An 18133-nucleotide genomic window follows, 5' to 3' on the forward strand; every position below is an offset into this window, starting at 1 on the left:
TTGTAATATTGTGATTATTATATTATAATGTGTATATAATTTAATAAAAGGCAGAGAAAAGAGAGCCGCTTTAAAAAGTCAATATATTTGGCTTCTTTTAAGTAGGCTCTTTTTATAAAAGGAATTATACTTTTATTCAGTAATCGATTTCTTGTGTTCTTTGAAATACCAAATTTATTTCATAATTAGATGTTAATTCAAATTAACATAATTATTAAGTTAGGGGGAATAAATATTATGTCACATGTATTAGCAGAATTTGTTGGAACTGCATTGCTTGTCTATTTAGGAGACAGCATATGTGCAAACTGTACTCTTAATAAGAGTAAAGGGCAGAATGCAGGATGGATAGTCATAGCAGCAGGATGGGGTTTTGCAGTAGGAATTCCTGCATACTTGTTTTCAAATTTCAGTAATCAGTTCAATCCGGCGCTTACCATAGGGCTGGCCGTAATTGGTAAATTTCCGTGGGCGGAAGTTCCTGGTTATGTCGTAGCTCAAATGGTGGGAGGTATAATTGGAGGAGTTTTTGTATGGCTTACCTATTTACCGCATTGGGGAATTACAGAGGATAAGGCTGCAAAACTGGGTATATTCTGCACAGCGCCGGCTGTGAGAAATTATCCTGCAAACTTCTTAACTGAGTTTTTGGCTACGGCTACTTTAGTATTTTCTTTAGCTGCGATGGGTACGGTTAAAACTGCCGATGGTATGGGATCTATAATTGTTGTAAGTGCAATTATCTTTGTTCTGGGTTGTGCTCTCGGTGGTCCTACTGGATATGCAATGAATCCAGCCAGAGATTTGTCACCAAGAATTGCACATGCTATACTTCCTATAGCAGGTAAAGGCGATTCAGATTGGGCTTATGCTTGGGTTCCGGTTTTTGGACCTATAGCGGGAGGAATAGCCGGGGCACTGCTATTTGCAGTAATATTCTGATGATAATTGCTTAAATTAATTAAAAAGGAAGTCTTTTTAAATGCCTAAATTTAGAGAAGAACTCATAGAGAATCCTATTATAGCGGCTGTGAGAAATGAAGAGGATTTGGAACAGGCTATTTTGAGCAGGGTGTCCATAGTATTTGTACTCTATGGAGACATATTGAATATTTCACAAATATGTGCGAAACTCAGGAGAAAAAACAAATTGACTTTTATTCATGTTGATTTAGTAGATGGATTAAAGGGAGACTTTGCAGGAATGAGGTATATAAAACAATGTGCAAATCCAAATGGAATAATAAGCACAAAATCCTCTAATATCAAATATGGGAATCAACTGGATTTACTGACGATACAGAGAGTATTTATACTGGATTCACTTTCTCTTAAAACGGGAATAAAGAATATACATGAAAATAATCCTGATGCACTTGAGGTTTTACCTGGAGTAGCAAGTAAAATAATAGGAGTTATTGAAAAGGAAATTAAGATGCCTATTATAGCAGGAGGGCTTATAAAAGAAAAAAAGGATATAATGAATTCTCTGTCTGCAGGAGCTATAGCTATATCCACTACTACTCACAAATTGTGGAACTTGTAAGGTTGATAATATGAGATTGTGGAATTTCAGAAACTAACAAAAGATCAAAAAACTGAAATTCCATGATCTATGTTATGTAAGAATTTAATTTGATAAGACTGTAAAGGAGGATGTAAAATGGCAAAATATATTATGGCGCTGGATCAGGGAACGACTAGTTCCAGGTGCATATTGTTTAATAAACAGGGATTGCCTGTAAGTATGGCTCAGAAAGAGTTCAAACAGATTTATCCGGAAAATGGATGGGTGGAGCATGATCCAACTGAAATATGGGCTACACAGTTTGGAGTGGCGACAGAAGCTCTTCTTAGGGAAAATATAAAAGCTGAGGATGTTGAGGCCATAGGAATAACCAACCAGCGAGAAACCACTATAGTATGGGACAGAAGAACTGGACTTCCAATTTACAATGCTATAGTATGGCAGTGCAGAAGAACTGCTAGCATATGTGATGAAATAAGAGCAAAAGGTTTGGACAAGATGATAAAGGAAAAGACAGGATTGATTTTGGATGCATATTTTTCAGGTACAAAAATAAAATGGATCCTGGACAATGTACCTGGTGCGAGGAAAGAAGCCGAGAGGGGAAATCTGGCCTTTGGAAATGTGGATACCTGGCTAATATGGAACTTGACTAAAGGCAGGGTTCATGTAACTGATTACACCAATGCATCTAGAACTATGCTTTTCAATATTCACGAATTGAAGTGGGATAAGGATCTTTTAGACATGCTTGATATACCTGAATCAATGCTGCCGGAAGTAAAACCTTCCAGCTGTGTCTATGGGGAAACCGATAAGAGCCTGTTTGGAGTAAATATTCCAATAGCAGGAGATGCAGGAGATCAGCAGGCGGCTTTGTTTGGACAGACTTGTTTTCAGCCGGGAACTGCAAAGAATACCTATGGTACAGGATGTTTCCTTCTAATGAATACTGGAGAAAAAGCAGTGGAATCTAAAAATGGTCTTTTGACAACTATAGCAGTTGGAATAGATGGTAAAGTTGAATATGCCCTTGAGGGAAGCATATTTGTAGGTGGAGCAGCAATACAGTGGATCAGAGATGAACTTAGAATGATAAAAACCTCTCCGGAGTCCGAAAAATACTGCCTTGCTGTGAAGGATACCGGTGGAGTATACCTGGTGCCGGCATTTGTGGGATTAGGTGCACCTTACTGGGATGCCTATGCGCGGGGCACTATAGTTGGAATTACAAGAGCAACCAAAAAAGAGCATTTTATAAGAGCTACAGTTGAATCCCTCGCATATCAGACTTATGATGTACTAAAAGCCATGGAAGAGGATTCTGGAATTGGACTTAAGGCTTTAAAGGTAGACGGCGGGGCTTGTGCCAATAATTTCCTGATGAAATTTCAATCGGATATATTAAATGTTAAAGTCGACAGACCTGAAGTTATAGAAACCACTGCGCTGGGTGCAGCTTATCTGGCTGGTATTGCAGTTGGATATTGGAGTGACAGGAAAGAGGTATCTAAGAACTGGGCTATATCCAGAACCTTTGAGCCAGATATGGAGGAAGGAAAAAGAATTGAACTGCTAAATGGATGGCATGAGGCTGTGAAGAGATCCATGGGATGGGCAAACAAATAAAATAATTGTATATATTGTGATCCTGAGATGATATTTCTTTTGTCTCGGGATTTTTTATAATGGTGCATTGTGAATTGAATAATTATGGTATAATTTATTAGAGGTGATTTATTATGAAAAAAGCTATAGTGTTACTTGCTAAAGGCTTTGAAGAAGTGGAAGCTCTTACCTGTGTAGATGTATTGAGAAGAGGTGGAGTGCACTGTATAACCTGTTCTATAAATTTGGATAAAGATGTAGCTGGCTGTCATGAAATACATGTAAGGGCCAATAATATACTTGAGAATACAGATGTAGATAAATATGATGCGCTTATAATACCAGGAGGTATGCCCGGTGCGGCAAATCTTAGGGATAACAGCGAAGTTATAGATCTGGTAAAAAGATTCTATAATGAGAATAAAATAGTAGCTGCCATATGTGCGGGTCCCATAGTATTGAAGAAAGCGGGAATAATTGAAAATAAAAAAGTAACTTGCTATCCCGGTTTTGAAAAAGAACTGGAACCAATCCATTTCAGCCATGATATAGTAGTTCAGGATGGAAACCTCATAACCAGCAGGGGCCCGGCTACGGCCATGTATTTTGCCTTTAGGATTTTACAAAATCTTTCAGATGAGGATATAGTGGAAAATTTGAAAAAAGATATGCTTTTAAATCTGGTGACAGGTTAAATTGTTCAGCCTGACTTCAAGGTAAACCCGTGGAAAGAGAGGATGAAAAGTGAGAGAATATATGCTTGACAATGGGATCAAGCTCTTGTATCAGTATAGGGCGGGAATACTCACTTCACTGTGTATTGGATTTAATGCAGGAGCTCTAGAGGAGAGCGGGCAATTTAATCTTGGGACGGCCCATGCCCTGGAGCATGTCATATCTAAAGGGACGGAACACAGAGATGAAAATCAGATAAATGAGGAATTTGACAATGTATTTGGATTTGAAAATGCCATGACTAATTATCCTTATACCATATATTATGGAACTTGTTTTTCAGATGATCTTGAAAGGGCAGTGAAGCTCTATGGCGATGTGATTCTAAACCCCATTTTTCCTGAAAAAGGTTTTAAGGAAGAAATGGATGTAATACTTCAGGAGTACAGGGATTGGAAAGATGATGCATATCAGCGGTGTGAAGATGCTCTTTTTGGGAACTCCTTTAATAAGAGGAGAATAAGAGAGCTTATAGTGGGGAATGAAGGCAGTATAAAATCCATTACCTTAGATGAGATAAAGAGATTTTACAGTACTTTTTATTTCCCTGAAAATTGTACTGTTTGTTTTTGTTCTTCCCTGGATTTTAAAAGCATAATTTCTATTGTGGACAGATATTTTGGAAAATGGAGAGTAAAATCAAAGATATGTGCTGCAAAAGAACCCGTGTATGAAAAAAATAGGGCTGGTGTATTCCTGGAAAAAGTATCTGGAATAGCCGGTGCCAGGATTCAGTATATATTTGATATTCATGATTTAAGTGAAAGGGAATACAAAGCCCTCTATCTGTTTAACACTGTCTTTGGGCAGGGCACCAGCAGCCTCTTGTTCAGCAGAATAAGAACTGAAAAGGGCATAGCCTATGATTTGGGCAGCAGCATAAAGGATGAAAGGGGCATGAAACTTTTCTCCATAAAAATGAGTACCTTGCCTGAAAATATAGATAGAGCACTTGGAATTGTAAATAGTGTAATAAATGAATTGAAAAATTCGAAAGAGTATTTTAGCAGTGATAAAATAGGAAAAATTGCCAGAAGTCTGGAACTGAAAAGGGAAATTAAAAGAGAAAGATCCATTGAATACTGTAAAGAAGTTGTGGAACACGATCTCATGTATGAGAGATTTGATGATCACTGCAATTCATGTGATGCAGAACAGCTGGATGAAATTAAATGCGAGGATATAGTCGAAGTCATAGACAAAGTTATGAAAAATCCCTCCATACAGATATTAAGAGCACCTTAGATATCAATTTACAATTTACAATTGTCCATTGACAATTGTGTATTGTAAGTTGAAAATTATAAATTGTAAACTGTCAACTGTGAGTTGTCAATTGATATAAGGCTGGTGGTTTGTTTTTGAGTGCAAAATGGATGCTGAGAAGATGCAGAAAAGATATAAAGGCTATTGCTAAAAAATCGGGGATAAGTGAAATTACAGCACAAATTCTTGTCAATAGAGGAATAGTTGATGAAAGAGAAATAGAGAATTTTATAAATCCTTCAATACATAAATTGCTGAATCCCATGCTCATGAAAGATATGGGAAATGGTACGGATATAATATACAGAGCTATAAGGGAAAATAAAAGCATAGCTATATATGGTGATTATGATGTAGATGGAATAATAAGCACATATATACTGTACCGTGGGCTTTTAAGGTGCGGGGCAAAGGTGAAATATCATATTCCGGACAGGATTACAGAGGGGTATGGCATGAATATTCACAGTGTTGAGCAGTTAAAAAATGAGGGAATTGAAGTTATAATAACCTGTGACAACGGTATTTCTGCTTTGGATCAGATTGAAAGGGCAAAAGAGCTTGGAGTTACAGTGGTGGTTACGGATCACCACAATATACCTTTTGATGTTGATGATTCAAAACAAGGTGAAAAGAAATTTCTCATACCGCCAGCAGATGCTGTCATCGATCCAAAACAAAAAAACTGTTCATATCCTTTTAAACAGCTCTGTGGTGCAGGAATAGCTTTCAAATTTGTTCAGGTACTCTATAAAAAATTTGGAATAAAGGAAGAGGAAGCTTATGCGTTTATAGAATATGCAGCTATAGGAACTATATGTGATGTGGTGGATTTATTGGGGGAAAACAGAATTATAGCTAAAAATGGTCTTAAAATGTTAAATAATACTGGAAACCCTGGTATAAGGGCATTGATCAAAGAGACTTCATTGGATGGGAAAATTATAAATTCCTACCATATAGGTTTTATTATAGGGCCTTGTATAAATGCGACAGGACGCCTTGATAGTGCATCTGTGGCGCTTGAACTCCTGCTGTGCAGGAATTCAGCTGAGGCACAAAAGCTTGCCAAAAAACTTCATGAATTGAACATACAGAGGCAGCATATGACTAATGACAGTTTAAATGCAGTAGTGGAGGAAGTGGAAAATTCTTCCCTAAAAAAAGACAAGGTACTTGTAGTACATAGAGATGATATACACGAGAGCATAGTTGGTATAGTCGCAGGAAGACTCAAAGAAAAATACAATGTACCTTCTATAGTGATAACAAAAAGTGCAGATCAGTCTAAGGGCTCAGGCAGATCCATAGAAGGCTATAATATGTTTGAAGAACTTTTAAAATGCAGAGAATTGATGAATAAATTTGGAGGTCATCCGCTGGCAGCGGGGTTGTCCATAAATACTGAAAATATAGATAAACTGAGGAAGAAACTCAATGAAAACTGTAATCTTACAGATGAAGATATAGTGCCTAAAATTAGGATAGATAAAAGACTTCCCCTTGAAAATGTATCTTTTAAAATGCTGGAGGATATAGAAAAACTGCAGCCTTTTGGAAAGGGAAATCCAGAACCTGTTTTTGGTGAAAAAAATATAGATGTATTCAGGATATATTTTTTAGGAAAAGATAAAAATGTACTGAAATTATTTTGCCGGCTGAAAAAAAGTTTAAAGAAAATTGATGCTGTGGATTTTAATGGAGGTAAAAAATTTAAAGAATTAGTGATGGAGCGCTATGGTGATAAAAAGGGAAATGAAATTTTAAACAATAAATTTCGCAGCATAAAAATGGATTTTATATTTTCACCATCTATTAATGAATTTAATGGAAATAAAAGTATTCAGATTATAGTAAAAGATTTTAGACTGACTTTTTAATGTGCAGTGTGAATATTATATTTTGTGGGGGGGAAATGTACTTTGAAGAAGATAATTCTAACAGGTGGCGGCTCTGCTGGACATGTTACACCTAATTTGGCACTGGTTCCCAGTTTGAAGGAATTGGGATATGAGATACAGTATATAGGAACCAGAAATGGAATTGAAAGAAAAATAATAGAAGATGAAAAAATAAAATATCACATTATTTCCAGTGGAAAATTGAGAAGGTATTTTGATATAAAAAATTTTACGGATCCCTTTAGAGTACTGAAGGGAATATTTCAGGCCGTGGTTATAATGAGAAGGGAAAAACCAAATATAGTATTTTCCAAGGGAGGATTTGTGTCGGTACCCGTGGTTATTGCTGCATATTTAAATAAAATACCTGTCATTATCCATGAATCGGATATTACACCTGGACTTGCAAATAAATTATCTATACCCTATTGTACAAAAATTTGCGTTACATTTCCTGAATCCCTGAAAAATGTAAAAGGACATGATGCTGTTCTTACGGGAACTCCCATAAGGCAGGAACTCTTAGATGGAAGTAGAATAATTGGAAGAAGGTTGTGTGGATTTACAGATGAAAAGCCAATTCTTCTTATAATAGGCGGGAGTCTCGGGTCCAGATTCATAAACAATACAGTGAGGAATTCTTTAAATGAGCTCCTGAGAGTATTTAATATAGTACACATATGCGGCAGGGGAAATGTGGATAAATCCTTGAATATGCGAAAAGGATATATTCAGTTTGAATATTTAAACAGGGAACTTCCACATATAATGAATGCGGCAGATATAGTTGTATCCAGGGCAGGTGCAAATGTCATATTTGAATTACTTGCACTTAAAAAGCCCAATTTGCTTATTCCACTTTCCAGGGCATCCAGCAGGGGTGATCAGATTTTAAATGCAGCTTCTTTTGAAAAAAGCGGATACAGTATGGTGCTTCAGGAGGAAGAAATGACACAAATGACATTTTTGAATAAAATTAAAGAACTCTATGCATCCAGGAATAATTACATAAATAATATGAAGGCAAGCCCTGTCCGTCATGGAGTGAGTAAAATCATAAATTTGATAGAAAAATGCAGCAATTAACTGAATTGCTGCATAAACATATTCTTAATGAATCTTTTGCCTGCCTGCTTTAGCATAGCAAAATACTTTGTGAAAAAAGTGATTATATTTTGCTTTTTCTAGAAGGAAAAACAGATCCTGTGTAGAAGTATAAATAATAAGAATTATCACAGTGTATTGATATACTGCTGAACAGATAACTTATAAATGATATAAAAGTGAAAGGTGGAGGTAATATATGAAAAACATAGCTGTAATATATTGGAGTAATGGGGGAAATGTAGAAGTGCTGGCTGATAATATTGTAAAAGGCGCAGAAGCTGAAGGTGCAAAGGTCACAACAAAACATGTACAGGATGCAAAGGTGGAGGATGTGACTTCTGCAGATGCCGTAGCATTTGGAAGCCCATCTCTTGACAATAACAAGATAGAACAGGATTATATGGCTCCATTTATTAAAGAATTTAAACTTCTTCCTATTCAGGGAAAGAAAGCTGTACTATTCGGATCCTATGGTTGGGATGAAGGTGCATTTTTGAAAGACTGGAAAAAGACTGTAGAAGATTATGGTTTTAAAGTGGTGGGGGAACTTGCAGTTAAAGAAGCTCCTAATGATGAACAGCTGCAAAAAGCTAAGGAACTTGGTAAATTACTTGCAGAATAGTTTAGGCATGTGGGTCATGAAAATATAAAAATAGAAGTTCAAAGAACAATTATCAAACAATTGTTCTTTGAACTTTAATAGGATTATTTGAAAGTACGGGAGATGTGGGCTGCTTGATAAAAATTATTGTTTATTTATTAACGATCAGACATCTCCTTTTTTTATATTTTTAAATATCTTTTTTTACTATGTTGAATTCAAAATGAAACTGTATTTTAAAAAAATTGCATCTGTAGTATAGTTTTTATTAACCAATTATGGTTGATAGTAGATAATTGGAACTAAAAAATTTTTTTAAAATCGTTTTATATATTTAAAATTTTGTCGTTTTGCTGTATAGTAAAGCTATAGATCATAAATAAATATAGCTAAATTTTGTACTTTTTAATTAAAATTTTTGCTTCCAGTGTAATTGCTGTACTAATTGTGATATAATTACTGTATTAGTTTAAAATTAAAAAGCACAACTATTTATATTTAAAATTTACAATACTAAAAAGGAGAGGAATTTTTTATGAGTAAAATGAAGACTATGGATGGAAATACAGCAGCAGCTTATATTTCCTATGCATTTACCGATGTGGCAGCTATTTATCCAATAACTCCATCATCTCCAATGGCAGAACATGTGGATGAATGGGTAGCTCAAGGTAAAAAGAACATCTTCGGACAGCAGGTAAAAGTTATGGAAATGCAGTCAGAGGCAGGAGCATCTGGAGCAGTACATGGTTCACTTGAGGCAGGAGCCTTGACTACAACTTACACTGCATCACAGGGTTTATTACTTATGATACCTAACATGTATAAAATTGCAGGAGAACTTTTACCGGGAGTATTTCAGGTATCGGCCAGAGCAGTAGCAGCTAATTCACTTAACATATTTGGTGATCATCAGGATGTTATGGCTACAAGGCAGACAGGCTTTGCACTACTTGCAGAGAGTTCAGTACAGCAGGTTATGGATCTTGCTGCAGTAGCACATTTGTCAGCAATAAAGGGCAGAGTTCCATTTGTGAATTTCTTTGATGGATTTAGGACTTCCCATGAAATTCAGAAAATTGAATTGTTGGATTATGAAGATCTGGCAAAACTTATTGATATGGATGCAGTAAATGCATTTAGAAGAAGAGCTTTAAATCCAGATCATCCTGTAACCCGTGGTACAGCTCAGAATCCAGATATATACTTCCAGGAAAGAGAAGTATCCAATAAATACTATGAGGCACTTCCTGAAATAGTTGAAGATTATATGGCAGAAATAAGCAAGCTTACAGGAAGAGAGTATCATCTGTTTAACTATTATGGAGCAAAAGATGCGGAGAGAATCATAATAGCTATGGGTTCTGTCTGTGAAACTATAGAAGAAGTAATAGATTACTTAACTGCTAAGGGCGAAAAGGTAGGACTTCTTACAGTTCACCTGTATAGGCCATTCTCAATAAAACATTTCTTTAAATATATACCAAAAACTGTTAAAAAGATTGCGGTTTTGGATAGAACAAAAGAACCTGGATCAATTGGAGAACCTCTTTATCTGGATGTTAAAAATGCATTTTATGGTAAAGAAGGACAACCTGTTATAGTTGGAGGAAGATATGGACTGGGTTCCAAGGATGTATTACCATCACATATTCTTCCGGTATTTGAAAACTTGAAATCAGATAATCCAAAGAACGGATTTACTATAAGCATAGTGGACGATGTTACAAACACTTCCCTGAAAGTTGGAGAAGATATAAATACAACTCCAGCAGGAACTACAGCTTGTAAGTTCTGGGGACTTGGATCCGATGGTACTGTAGGAGCAAACAAGAGTGCAATAAAAATCATAGGAGACCATACAGACATGTATGCCCAGGGATATTTTGCATATGACTCCAAAAAATCCGGAGGTATAACAGTTTCCCACCTGAGATTTGGTAAGTCACCGATAAAATCACCATATCTTATAGATAAGGCTGACTTCATCGCTGTACACAATCAGTCCTATGTTCATAAATACAATGTACTTGAGGGACTTAAAAAAGGCGGAAAATTCCTGCTGAATACAATCTGGAGCCCAGAAGAACTTGAAAAGGAACTGCCTGCTTCAGTAAAAAGATATATAGCAAATAATGATATCGAATTCTATACATTAAATGCCGTGAAAATTGCACAGGGAATAGGACTTGGCGGAAGAATAAACATGATATGCCAGGCTGCTTTCTTCAAGATTGCAAATATCATACCGGTAGAAGATGCAGTTAAATACCTGAAAGAAGCAGTTGTAACTTCTTATGGTAAAAAGGGACAAAAAGTTGTAGACATGAACAATGCAGCTATAGATGAGGGCGTCAAATCAGTAGTTAAGATAGATGTACCAGCTTCATGGAAAGATGCATCGGAAGAAGCTGCTGCCACAAGAGAAGTTCCTGAATTCATTCAAAAGATAGCTGATCCTATGAACAGACAGGACGGAGACAAACTTCCAGTAAGCACTTTTGTAGGAATGGAAGACGGTACATTCCCGGCAGGAACTGCAGCTTATGAGAAGAGAGGAATAGCTATATCTGTTCCAGAATGGCAGGTAGACAATTGCATACAGTGTAACCAGTGTTCATTTGTATGTCCTCATGCAGCTATAAGACCTGTTCTCACTACTGAGGAAGAGGCATCCAAGGCACCTAAGGGATTTGAATACAAAGATGCAACAGGAGCAAAGGGACTTAAATTCACCATGGCTGTTTCACCATTTGATTGTCAGGGATGTGGAAACTGTGCAGATGTATGCCCTGCAAAAGAAAAAGCTCTTGTTATGAAACCACTGGATACTCAATTGTATAAAGCAGATGCATGGGATTATGCTATGTCGGTATCTCACAAGGACAATCCTATGAATAAATTCAACGTAAAGGGAAGCCAGTTCGAGCAGCCGCTGCTTGAGTTCTCAGGAGCTTGTGCGGGATGTGGAGAAACTCCTTATGTTAAGCTTGTAACCCAGCTGTTTGGTGACACAATGATGATAGCCAATGCAACAGGATGTTCGTCAATCTGGGGAGCTTCTGCACCGACAACTCCATATACTAAAAATTACAGAGGACACGGTCCTTCCTGGGCTAACTCATTATTTGAGGACAATGCTGAATATGGACTGGGCATGGTTCTTGGAGTAAAACAGACAAGAGAAAGACTTGAGATCAGCATAAAAGAAGCTCTTAAAGGTAGTTTAAGTGCAGAACTTAAAGCTGCTTTTGAGGATTGGATTGAAAATATAGACAATGGCCAAGGCACAAGGGAAAGAGCTGATAAGATAATAGCTTTACTTGAAAGTGAAAAGGGAAATGACCCTGTATTAAATGAAATTTATGAAAACAGAGATTTCCTTATCAAGAGATCCCACTGGATAATCGGCGGAGACGGCTGGGCTTATGATATAGGATACGGCGGATTAGATCATGTACTGGCATCTGGAGAAGATGTAAATGTACTTGTACTTGATACAGAAGTTTATTCAAATACAGGCGGACAGTCTTCAAAATCCACTCCTGCAGCAGCTGTAGCTAAGTTTGCAGCAAGTGGTAAGAAGACTAAGAAAAAGGATCTTGGAATGATGGCTATGACTTACGGATATGTATATGTAGCTCAGATTTCCATGGGTTCAGATAAAGCTCAGGCTCTTAAAGCAATAAAAGAAGCAGAAGCTTATAAAGGACCATCACTTGTAATAGCTTATGCTCCATGCATCAATCATGGATTGAGAGCTGGCATGGGCAAGAGCCAGAGAGAAGCTAAGAAAGCTGTTGATTGTGGATACTGGGCACTTTACAGATATAATCCTGAATTAAAGGCAGAGGGCAAGAAATCATTCAGCCTTGATTCCAAGGAGCCAACGACAGACTTTAGAGAATTCTTAATGGGTGAGGTTAGATACTCTTCACTTGCTAAACAGTTCCCTGATAAAGCGGAAGCTCTGTTTGCAAAGACAAAGAGAGATGCACTGCAGAGAATTGAAGGATACAAGAAACTTGCAAATGCAGAATAATGATAATTAAAAATATCGGACACTTTGTGTCCGATATTTTTTAGTTGTCCGCAAAAAAACACCTGGTATCTGGTATACAGTGGCAATTTTTTACATTTATGAAATTTATTCTGTACCTGCTTTTAGAGCTTCGCTCATGGGAATTCGAGCGGTCTTTTTTCCGCACATCCATTTGGCGAACCCATAGGTTGCCATCACGACAATAAAGCCAAACAGCATATATAAGATATTCAACTTCACGGGCAGTACGATCTGCAGGCTTTCCGTCAGAGAGGCAAAGAAGGCTCCTGCTGTGCCCAGCAACGTTGGGATGCCAATGAGATACCCTAAAATAACAATCATGGTATTGCTGTCCAGTATCAGCTTTTCAATCTCCTTTTTTCGATATCCAAATACCTTCATAAGTGAAATACTGGTTCGGCTTTCATCCACCACCAGGCCAGTTACGATATATATGATAATTAAACCAAGAATAAAAGCAGCAGCGATGAGACCGTAAATCATGGGACCCATCTGACTGATTAACTTGGCAAATCCTGCAGCAATGGTGTCCATGGATTTTGTGCTTTGTATATCACCCTGAGGGAAGCTCATGGCTTTGTTGCTCCAGATCCCCAAGTAGGCGTCTTTGGGATACTTAAACTCAGCATTGAACTGATCCAGCGGCATGAACAGGAAATCTCCTGCATAGGTATCGGCTATTTTTTCAATGGTAAAGGTGTGTATCTTTCCGTCTCCTGTATCGAACACCCTTATGATGCCGCCGGCTTTTACGTTCAGTTTTTTCGCAAGAGTAGCAGTGATGGTGATCTGTTCTGGTTTAAAAGATTGCCCTGAGGCATCTTTCAGCCTGATCTTTTTAGTGTCGGGCAGAACTCCGGTAACATAAAAGCTTATGTTCTCATTACTGGAAAGAGTCACATATGCTGCATTGAACTGTTCAGTTCCCGACGGAGGCGTCTCTGTTTTTACCGATTTAAAAACATACTCGTATTTAAAATTGTACAGTTCTTTGATCCCTTCATCCAGCATATAATCCACGGAACTTTTCATGGTCAGTCCGTACAGCATGAGCATTGAGGCAACAATCACCCCGAACAGCAGGAAGAAGCTTCGAGACAGGCTTCGGACCTGTTCCCTTATTTTAAATTTTGTATTGAATCCAAAACGGTCAAGGCGCAGGCTGCGCTCTATGAAATTAACCCTGCCCTTTGCTTTTCCGCCTTTCATTAGTACAGCCGGAGCTGTTTTCAGTGTTCTGCCGATAATACACAAGGTAACACCGCAGAGAATGATAACTGGAAGTGCAATAGCAGAAATAACCAGCCAGGCATTTATAATACTTTCATAGACCGGCATGGGAAAGGCGGTGAGCGTGAAGCGGAACATGCTGTTTACAAGCAGCAGTCCCAATAGGGAACCGGTCACGGAACCTGTTAAGGATATCAAAAGAGGGAACATCAGGTAGTGGCGGCGAATCTGACTTCTTCGGTAGCCCTGTGCATAAAATGTCCCGATGATGACCGATTCCCTTTGGATCATGCGCCACATCAGCATTCCCAGCAAAATGCAGGTAAGCGCAAGCATGGCAAAAGGTACGGCAGCGCTCATTGTAGATAATACATCCACCTCCATGGGAACATAGGATACGTTGACTTTTCTGCCGGTACTCTGCCAATTCGTTATCTGGATGCCCTGAGAACGCAGTGCATTCTTTACTGAAGCTTCCTGGGATTTGATGTTCTCTCTTTTATTGAAACGAAGGGCATAGACCCTGGTTTTAGCAGGCAGAGTTTCAAAATCCGGCTTCCCCACAACACCAACGCCGAAGGTTCTGGGGTCATTCATCATTTCCTCTTTTGATTTTATGACATAGATAAAATTTGGCAGAAGGGCATAGCCCGAAACTGTAAACTCTCTGCCTGAAAGGGTGATCTTGTGGCCAATTTTATATCCGTTTGTCTTGGCAAACAGGCCATCGAGCATAATCTCAGAGCTGTCCGGAAGTTTACCCTCCTGAACTGAGGGGATATTCACCCTGTTCATTGCGGAAAATGTCCTCAGTGTTTGTCCAGGTTTCACCTGGCAGTCCGCTGTGCCGCCGCTTTCCACTTTAGCATCAAATTGCCTGCCGACAGCTGTCATGTCAATATCGGCAGTGGTGGAAAACTCTGCATCAGACAATAGATTTTTCTCGGAAAATATCCTGAAGGTATTATTTAAATTAATAGAAGTCATGTTCATCATAACGAACATCATGCTGCTGATCATCAGCAGAAGTATGGAACCGATGTAACGAGCCTTATGATCCAGCATAGTCCGTATTACTTTTTTAAAAAGTATCATCACCATTCAATCCTTTCCGCAGAGATAGGAGTTTCGTGCCGGATTTTTTCCAAAATCTCCCCGCTGCGCAGCTTGTAAACCACGTTGGCCATATTTCCAATTGCAGTGTTATGGGTTATCATCAGAATGGTTGTGCCAAAGTCGCGGTTTACCTTCTGCAAAAGTGAAAGTACGTCTCTGGATGTCTCATAGTCCAGTGCACCTGTGGGTTCGTCGCACAAGAGCAGCGCTGGATTTTTGACAATGGCACGTGCTATAGCTGTACGCTGCTGTTCTCCTCCGGATAATTCCCTGGGGAAGTTTCTTTTTTTGTCTTCAAGGCCAACTGCTTCCAGCAGTTTGTCTATATCCAATGGTGACTTTGATATATTGGAAACAACTTCAATATTTTCCTTCACCGTCAGGTTCGGAACGAGGTTGTAAAATTGAAAGATAAATCCCACCGAATCCCTGCGGTAATCCGTAAGCCTGTCATCGCTGAGAGCGGTCAGTTCCACGCCGTTCACACGAATACTGCCGCTGTCAGACCGGTCAACACCGCCTATAATGTTCATCAGTGTCGATTTTCCCGAGCCGGAGGGGCCAAGTATTACACCCGTCTGCCCCTTTTCAATGGTAAGGCTTATTCCTTTTAACACCTGGTTTCTACTTTTGCCTGCTTGATAGCTCTTTTTCAGGTTTTCAACTTCAATAAACACAATTATCGCCCCATTCCTTGTTTTAATAATGAAACCATGTCCTTTAATAGATTTTCTATTTCTTGGAACTGTTCTTCCGTGGGCTCATATTTGGATTTCCCAATCTTTTGTATGATTCCCATAGAAAATTTTTCTGTTACCCCCTGAAAAAACAGCAAAAGGGCTTTATCATCCAAATCACTGCGAACGGTTCCCCTTTTTTTGCCGTTTGTAATCAGCTTGAGCTCATATTCATCGGCAACTTGCTTCAGCTCTCTATTTATTTCTTCCGCTAGGCTGCGGAATCTGCCTGTGGTGAAGTCAATAGCAAAGGAAACCAATAGAGGTTCTTTTCTTATCATTTCAAAACGCTGACGGCTTCCAGAAAGAAAATACTCATAGACATCCATATCCTTAAGAGGAGTCTGACTGTCAATTATTTTTATAAAATATTCCAGCGCCCATGTGACGGAATATAGAAACAGATCCTTTTTATTATCGAAGTACTGGTAAATGCTGCCTTTTGCAACTCCTGCGTTCTGGGCAATTACCTCTATTTTCGCATTTTCAAAGCCGCAAATTTGGAATTCTTCAATTGCTGCCCGCATGACTCTTTCTTTTTTTTCATCATCCAGACGATTAAAAGTTCTTTTCGGCAATATAGTTACCTCCTAACTATAATATGACTTTGCAGTCATATTATATGACTGCAAAGTCATAATGTCAATAGGCCTGAGGAAAATCCACCGGCCTGGCTTGTGGATATTTATTTTTTATTTTTAACTAAAAAAAGCTTTTATTATATTGTAATTAAGGGTAAAATTAAAACATAACAATAAAAGAGGAGGTGAATATCCCGGTAGGATCAAGACTACAAGTTATAGCTCTGTAAGATACAGGAAAATTTTGTAATTGGGTTATAATATTGATAGGATATCCACCTTAAAGGTTACCGGGCATATGTTATGAATGAAGAGGATTTAAATAAGAAGGGCTGCAATAGCGGTGATGAAGTAGAAGAAGCTTGTGATGAAAGGGTTCATGATTGCGGCTGTGGGTGCAGCGACTGCGGAGAGCATGAATCATTAGTAGTGGATCTGGAAGATGAAAATGGAAACATAGTTCCCTGTGAAGTGGTTGATGGATTTGAGTTCAAGGAAAATGAGTATGCTATAGTTCAGAATCCGCAAAATGGAGCTGTATATCTATTTAAAGTAGAGGGAGAAGGTCCGGCAGGTGAGCTTGTTATCCCTGAGGAGGAAGAATTCAAGGAAGTTTCAGCTTATTACCAGCAGCTGTCACAGGAATAAGCAAGAATGAATATCAAAGTTCAAAGTTTAAATATCAAATTTGGTGGATTTTAGGGCTTAGGCGAAAATCTTCACTATTTGATATTTGTTCTTTGAACTTTGTACTTTAATTGTCAATTGTGAATTGACTTCACTTCCAGTTCAGCACCTTGATATTGTATGGATTGCTTTTTTTATGATTTATGAGGTATGGATTTCCAACTATATTAAATAATGGCAGATCTGCTAGGGAATCGGAGAACATATAGGAGTTCTTGAAGTCAACTTCCAGATCGTCTTTTTTTAAAGACTCCATAAGTCTTCTCACCTTTTCCTCACCCTTACAGTTTTTACCGGCTATTTTATTGTAGTGTTTCCCGTTTTTAATGGAAAATATGGTACCTATTATTCTGTCAACATATTCTATTCTATACAATTCTTTCAAATAGAATTCCGCTGAAGCAGAAATCAGATATATCTTACAGCCTTTATTTTTCAATCTTTTCATAGTATCTAAGCCATCTCTATATAATATCTTACACATTCTTTTTTCGTAGAATTCTGCCGTCAGGCATTTCATCTTTTCCTCACTTATGCCGTTTATAAATGAAATAAAATTTTCTTTGGCCTTTTTTGCAGTGAACAATCCTATTACGAATAAAAAAGCAGAAATGATGCTGAAAGGTGCATACACTATGAGCTTTGGATCTTTTTTCACCATGAATATGTAAAATTCCATAAGGGTTTCCCGGCTGGTTAAAGTAAAATCAACGTCAAATATAGCAAGTTTTGTCAAATAATCACCCCATCTATTCTTTAAGCAGTAAACCTTGTTCTTTTCTATAATATCATATGGATAACTTGATTGAAAAGATAATTTAACTATGATATAAATTGCAGGCAGTAACAAAGTCACAATATCTGATATTTGAGCCTTGAACAAGGTAGGAAATTGTTCAGGATAATGATAAAATGTAATTATAATATTAATATTTTATTAAATTTTAAAGAAGGGGTTTACAATGAGTGAATG

14 protein-coding genes are annotated in these 18133 nt (G+C 37.9%); 10 read left to right on the forward strand and 4 right to left on the reverse strand.

Translation table 11 applies throughout. The features are described 5' to 3' along the window. Window positions 1-237 precede the first annotated feature (237 nt). The 9 genes from J5G60_RS08255 (at window position 238) to nifJ (ending at window position 12788) form a co-directional block, all read left to right on the forward strand. Window positions 238-942, forward strand: a complete 705-nt coding sequence (locus J5G60_RS08255) for an MIP/aquaporin family protein (RefSeq protein ID WP_150355733.1) — start codon at window positions 238-240, stop codon at window positions 940-942. 40 nt (window positions 943-982) lie between these two features. Continuing rightward, window positions 983-1546 carry a glycerol-3-phosphate responsive antiterminator gene (locus J5G60_RS08260; RefSeq protein ID WP_150355734.1) on the forward strand — a complete coding sequence of 188 codons (564 nt, stop codon included), beginning with the start codon at window positions 983-985 and terminating at the stop codon, window positions 1544-1546. Window positions 1547-1663: 117 nt separating this feature from the next. Then, the gene (glpK, locus tag J5G60_RS08265) at window positions 1664-3157 is read left to right on the forward strand and encodes a glycerol kinase GlpK (protein WP_150355735.1); all 1494 of its coding nucleotides are present in this window, start codon (window positions 1664-1666) and stop codon (window positions 3155-3157) included. Between the two features lie 113 nt (window positions 3158-3270). Beyond that, a complete protein-coding gene (locus J5G60_RS08270; RefSeq protein WP_150355736.1) occupies window positions 3271-3831 on the forward strand; it encodes a DJ-1 family glyoxalase III in 561 nt (186 codons plus the stop codon). Between the two features lie 49 nt (window positions 3832-3880). After that, complete coding sequence (locus J5G60_RS08275) at window positions 3881-5116, forward strand: M16 family metallopeptidase (RefSeq protein ID WP_150355737.1); 1236 nt, start codon at window positions 3881-3883, stop codon at window positions 5114-5116. Between the two features lie 116 nt (window positions 5117-5232). After that, entirely contained in the window at window positions 5233-7017 is a 1785-nt protein-coding gene (recJ, locus tag J5G60_RS08280) for a single-stranded-DNA-specific exonuclease RecJ (protein WP_150355738.1), read from the forward strand. Between the two features lie 42 nt (window positions 7018-7059). After that, entirely contained in the window at window positions 7060-8124 is a 1065-nt protein-coding gene (locus J5G60_RS08285; protein ID WP_150355739.1) for an undecaprenyldiphospho-muramoylpentapeptide beta-N-acetylglucosaminyltransferase, read from the forward strand. Window positions 8125-8341: 217 nt separating this feature from the next. Further along, window positions 8342-8767, forward strand: coding sequence for a flavodoxin (locus tag J5G60_RS08290; RefSeq protein WP_150355740.1), 426 nt, complete (start codon window positions 8342-8344; stop codon window positions 8765-8767). Between the two features lie 514 nt (window positions 8768-9281). Beyond that, window positions 9282-12788, forward strand: a complete 3507-nt coding sequence (nifJ, locus tag J5G60_RS08295) for a pyruvate:ferredoxin (flavodoxin) oxidoreductase (protein ID WP_150355741.1) — start codon at window positions 9282-9284, stop codon at window positions 12786-12788. A gap of 105 nt (window positions 12789-12893) precedes the next feature. Here nifJ and J5G60_RS08300 read toward each other — a convergent pair whose 3' ends face one another. The 3 genes from J5G60_RS08300 to J5G60_RS08310 are packed head-to-tail and all read right to left on the reverse strand — an operon-like array spanning window position 12894 to window position 16470. Beyond that, window positions 12894-15134: an ABC transporter permease gene (locus J5G60_RS08300; protein ID WP_150355742.1), complete on the reverse strand. Its 2241-nt coding sequence runs from the start codon at window positions 15132-15134 to the stop codon at window positions 12894-12896. Then, window positions 15134-15832, reverse strand: coding sequence for an ABC transporter ATP-binding protein (locus J5G60_RS08305; RefSeq protein WP_150355743.1), 699 nt, complete (start codon window positions 15830-15832; stop codon window positions 15134-15136). The genes J5G60_RS08300 and J5G60_RS08305 overlap by 1 nt, the downstream gene beginning before the upstream one ends. 2 nt (window positions 15833-15834) lie before the next feature. Next, complete coding sequence (locus tag J5G60_RS08310; protein ID WP_150355744.1) at window positions 15835-16470, reverse strand: TetR/AcrR family transcriptional regulator; 636 nt, start codon at window positions 16468-16470, stop codon at window positions 15835-15837. Between the two features lie 306 nt (window positions 16471-16776). Here J5G60_RS08310 and J5G60_RS08315 point away from each other — a divergent pair, with 306 nt between their 5' ends. After that, entirely contained in the window at window positions 16777-17121 is a 345-nt protein-coding gene (locus J5G60_RS08315; protein ID WP_150355745.1) for a DUF1292 domain-containing protein, read from the forward strand. A gap of 130 nt (window positions 17122-17251) precedes the next feature. Here J5G60_RS08315 and J5G60_RS08320 read toward each other — a convergent pair whose 3' ends face one another. Further along, on the reverse strand, window positions 17252-17896 hold the full coding sequence (locus J5G60_RS08320; protein WP_150355746.1) for an HAD-IB family hydrolase: 645 nt from the start codon (window positions 17894-17896) through the stop codon (window positions 17252-17254). Window positions 17897-18133: the final 237 nt, after the last annotated feature.

Source organism: Clostridium sp. HV4-5-A1G (assembly GCF_900184915.1).
Lineage (GTDB): Bacteria > Bacillota > Clostridia > Clostridiales > Clostridiaceae > Clostridium_B > Clostridium_B aromativorans.

Bases quoted from the DNA above. Each gene is read 5' to 3' on its own strand.
- J5G60_RS08255 (WP_150355733.1), top strand. From the start codon at position 238: ATGTCACATGTATTAGCAGAATTTGTTGGAACTGCATTGCTTGTCTAT.
- J5G60_RS08260 (WP_150355734.1), top strand. From the start codon at position 983: ATGCCTAAATTTAGAGAAGAACTCATAGAGAATCCTATTATAGCGGCT.
- glpK (WP_150355735.1), top strand. From the start codon at position 1,664: ATGGCAAAATATATTATGGCGCTGGATCAGGGAACGACTAGTTCCAGG.
- J5G60_RS08270 (WP_150355736.1), top strand. From the start codon at position 3,271: ATGAAAAAAGCTATAGTGTTACTTGCTAAAGGCTTTGAAGAAGTGGAA.
- J5G60_RS08290 (WP_150355740.1), top strand. From the start codon at position 8,342: ATGAAAAACATAGCTGTAATATATTGGAGTAATGGGGGAAATGTAGAA.
- nifJ (WP_150355741.1), top strand. From the start codon at position 9,282: ATGAGTAAAATGAAGACTATGGATGGAAATACAGCAGCAGCTTATATT.
- J5G60_RS08300 (WP_150355742.1), bottom strand. From the start codon at position 15,134: ATGATACTTTTTAAAAAAGTAATACGGACTATGCTGGATCATAAGGCT.
- J5G60_RS08315 (WP_150355745.1), top strand. From the start codon at position 16,777: ATGAATGAAGAGGATTTAAATAAGAAGGGCTGCAATAGCGGTGATGAA.